Below are 3,362 nucleotides of genomic sequence, written 5' to 3' on the forward strand. Positions count from 1 at the left end.
GACCCGGACGTGGGCAGCGCCACGTACGGGAAGGTCCCGCCGAACTTCCGGTCGTTGACGTTCACCGCGTCGCCCAGGTCGTTCTTGTTCCCGACGAGTTCGCCCTCGACGGCCTGCAACTCGATGTCGACGACGTCATCGGCGAGCCGCCGCCCGTTCGGGAACCCGGCGTTGTCGCCGTCGAGCACCCCGAGCCGCTTCGGCGAGTCCGCTGGCTTGATCGAGGTGTTGAGCCGCAGGGCCTCGGCGGGCCGGACGCCCGGCGGCTGGTTGAGGTCCTTCACGCCCGTCAGGAACACCGACACGAGGTCGTTGCGCGGTTCGGCCGGCGCCTTCAGCTTGTAGATCTTCTCCAGGAGCTTCGGCAGCTCGGGCTTGGTCACGTACTTCAGGAAGTCCGCGTCGTTCCAGGGCGAGGACGCGTTGAACTTGTCCTTGTCCTTCTGCGGCACGACCACCTCGTTGACCAGCGGGTTGCCCATCCGCGAGACCTGGGTCCACTTGCCGCCCGCGTTCTTGCGCTGGGTCGTGGACCAGATGCCGACGGTGGGCTGCTTGGCCGACTGCCGTATCTGCGAGGTCGGCACCTGAAGGGCGAGTGAGTTGACGTTGTAGCCCTTGAGGGTGTCCCTGCCGACCTCGGACAGGTCGCCGCCGTACAGCAGGTCGAACACCCGCAGATCCAGGAAGAACGGGTCGTCGGCCTGCCCGGCGAACGTCGAGCCGCCGCCCTTGACCGGGGTCACGGCCTGGTCGCGCAGCTTCTTGTAGTCCGGCATGGACGCCTTGCCGACGTGCGACGGCGCCGTGGGCACGTCGTCGGCGATCGTCGTGGTCGAGGTGACCTTCTGGTCCTTGAGCTTGATCAGCTCCAGGTCGTACGTCTGCGTCACGTTCAGGTCGGGATCGTCCAGGCTCGTCACGGGCCCGGTGTTGTAGAGGAACGTGTCGCCGTTCTTGGTCTTCGTGTCGAACGTCCACCGGTAGAGGAGATCGCCCTGCGCGTCGCCGTCGCTGTCGATGTGGACGTCGTACTGGGCGTCGTCGGCCCACGGATAGAAGTTGGGACCGCCGGCGGGCTCCTCGAAGGGCAGCCAGTTCGCCACGATCGTCGTCGAGTCGGGCTTGTCCGGGCTCACGAACGCGTACACGTCCGTGTTGTCGTACTGGGGCTGCCCGGAGATCAGCGGGGCCTCCCGGTGGCTCGCGGCGCCTGCCGCGCCCGGTTCGAGTGCCGTCACGCCGGCGGCTGCGAGCCCCCCGGCTGCCAGTGCGCCACAGACGAGCGCGGCGAGGCCGCGCCTGCTGCGCCGCCCCGTCCGGCCCTTGGCGATAGCTGTCATCGCGTCCGTCCTTAACTTTCCTCGCGCGACCCCGCGCGGTGCGCGGTGGCCGCCTGACGAACGCCATTCGGGGATCAGGGGCCCGGCGGATTGGCCCGTTTTCCAATCCGCCCGCTTCTCCCGCCGCGAATCCCGCTGCGACCGGACAGTGAGCCGCCCGGCCCCGGACGTACGCATGCCGCCGGGGCCGGGAAGAGGTGAGGGGGACACGCATGGGGCCCGACGAACTGCTTCCACTGGTCGCCAAGGGCGACCAGCAGGCCTTCGAGGAGTTGTACGGGCTGGTCTCCGGACCGGTCTACGGACTGACCCGCCGCGTCCTTCGCGACCCGGCGCAGTCCGAGGAAGTGGTCCAGGAGGTGCTGCTCGAACTCTGGCGGACGGCCGCCCGCTTCGACCCGGCGCGCGGCAGCGCACTCTCCTGGATCCTCACGCTCGCCCACCGCCGGGCGGTGGACCGGGTGCGCAGCGTCCGCGCGGCGAGCGACCGCGAGCGGCGCGTGGCCCAGCGCGGCGAGGTCCCTGCCTTCGACCAGGTCGCCGAGGCGGTCGAGGGCAGGCTGGAGCGCGAGTGGGTGCGCCGCTGCCTCCGGCGCCTGACCGACCTCCAGCGCCAGGCCGTCACCCTCGCCTATTACGACGGCTACACGTACCGGGAAGTGGCCCGGCGCCTCTCCGTTCCGCTCGGCACCGTCAAGACGCGGATGCGGGACGGGCTGCTGCGGCTGCGCGCATGCCTGGGCACCGCGACGGGAGGCGCGGCATGAAGAGCGGCAGGCGGCCCGGCGGCAGCCGGGCTTTCGGCGGGCCCGCGGAAATGCAGCTGCTGCCCGTCCCGCGTGTGCACTCCCTGGCCGTCCCCTACGCCCTGGACGCCCTCGCGCCCCGCGAACTGCGGCGCTTCGAGCGGCATCTGCCCCGCTGCGCGCCCTGCCTGGCCCAGACCAGGGAGCTGGCCGAGGGCGCCGTACGCCTGGCGGGTGCGGCGGCGATGCCCGCGCCGCCGGGCCTGCGCGAGCGGGTGCTGAGCGCCGTACGCACGACGGAGCAGGAGCCGCCCCCGCGGGCGCCCGTGACCCGCGGCGCGCCCCCGCGCACCCGCGTGCTCCTTCTCCCCGCCGCCGTCCTCGCCGTGCTCGTGCTCGTGGTGTCCGCGGTTCTCGCCCTCCAGGCGCTGCGCGCCGGGGACCGGCTCGACCGCGAGCGTGCCCAGGCGCGTGAGATCGCCCACGTCCTCACGGCTCCGGACGCCCGCGCGGCCGGGGAGCGGGACGCGTGGGGGCGCGGCATCAGCGTCGTCGCTTCGGAGTCCAGGCGGCGCGCCGTGGTGACCGTCACAGGGCTCGGGCCGCCGCCTCCCGGGCGCGTGCACCAACTGTGGCTCCTGCGGCCCGCCGCGGCCCCCCGCTCCCTGGGGCTGCTGGACGGCGAAACGCCCGTGATCGCCTCGGACGTGCGTGCGTCCGGCAGGTCACTGGCAGTGACCACGGAGCCCGACGGGGGCTCAGAGCGGCCCACTTCTGCCCCTCTTGTCCAACTCGCCCTGGAATCAGATGGATTCGGAGAGTAATCGTCAACCTCCTTACGGGGTAGGTGAATCCCGTGACCGGGATACACGAGTGTCGTGCGGGGGCGATAGGGTTAACCTGCCCTGGGCCGGGTGCCCTCGTACGGGTGGGGAGTGACATGGAACAGATAACGGTGCGCAGCAGGGCGCGTGTCCCTGCGATCACCTGCGGGAGCAGCGCGACCAGCTCGCGTCTCGACCGCCATCTCTCGGTGCTGGGCGGCCCCGCCGTTCCGCAGCGCGAGACGGCCGAGGCGACGCTGCTGATGCGTGAGCTGACCTCACGGGGTGCGCATGACCACAGTGGCCGAGGTGCACGTGTGCGAAGGGTCTCCCTCTTCGCTCCCTTGCGCAGGCTGCGGCGGTCGCTCTTTGGGGGTCGCTGACCACGGGTGGTCGGGGGTTCGGCCGTCGCTCAGCGGCGGATTGCTCCCACCCACCCGCCCCTTCCC

The 3,362-nt window shown here is 71.6% G+C and carries 4 protein-coding genes; 3 read left to right on the forward strand and 1 reads right to left on the reverse strand.

All coding sequences use genetic code 11. The features are described from left to right. Window positions 1-1,343, reverse strand: a 1,343-nt coding sequence (locus ACQKIP_RS43275) for a DUF4331 domain-containing protein (RefSeq protein ID WP_427745523.1), incomplete at its 3' end; no start/stop codon positions are given. Between the two features lie 212 nt (window positions 1,344-1,555). Between ACQKIP_RS43275 and ACQKIP_RS43280 the strand changes: the two genes are divergently transcribed. From ACQKIP_RS43280 to ACQKIP_RS43290, 3 genes are all read left to right on the forward strand, one after another. Next, the gene (locus tag ACQKIP_RS43280; protein ID WP_365859962.1) at window positions 1,556-2,110 is read left to right on the forward strand and encodes a sigma-70 family RNA polymerase sigma factor; all 555 of its coding nucleotides are present in this window, start codon (window positions 1,556-1,558) and stop codon (window positions 2,108-2,110) included. A 50-nt stretch (window positions 2,111-2,160) separates the two neighbouring features. Next, on the forward strand, window positions 2,161-2,913 hold the full coding sequence (locus tag ACQKIP_RS43285) for an anti-sigma factor (protein ID WP_365860176.1): 753 nt from the start codon (window positions 2,161-2,163) through the stop codon (window positions 2,911-2,913). Window positions 2,914-3,029: 116 nt separating this feature from the next. Then, window positions 3,030-3,296: a hypothetical protein gene (locus ACQKIP_RS43290; protein ID WP_351165136.1), complete on the forward strand. Its 267-nt coding sequence runs from the start codon at window positions 3,030-3,032 to the stop codon at window positions 3,294-3,296. Window positions 3,297-3,362: the final 66 nt, after the last annotated feature.

This window comes from Streptomyces sp. NPDC059900 (genome assembly GCF_050270335.1).
GTDB lineage: Bacteria > Actinomycetota > Actinomycetes > Streptomycetales > Streptomycetaceae > Streptomyces.

What these genes read in the sequence shown, in the direction of transcription:
- ACQKIP_RS43280 (WP_365859962.1), top strand. Translation starts at nt 1,556, where the DNA reads ATGGGGCCCGACGAACTGCTTCCACTGGTCGCCAAGGGCGACCAGCAG.
- ACQKIP_RS43290 (WP_351165136.1), top strand. Translation starts at nt 3,030, where the DNA reads ATGGAACAGATAACGGTGCGCAGCAGGGCGCGTGTCCCTGCGATCACC.
- ACQKIP_RS43285 (WP_365860176.1), top strand. Translation starts at nt 2,161, where the DNA reads ATGCAGCTGCTGCCCGTCCCGCGTGTGCACTCCCTGGCCGTCCCCTAC.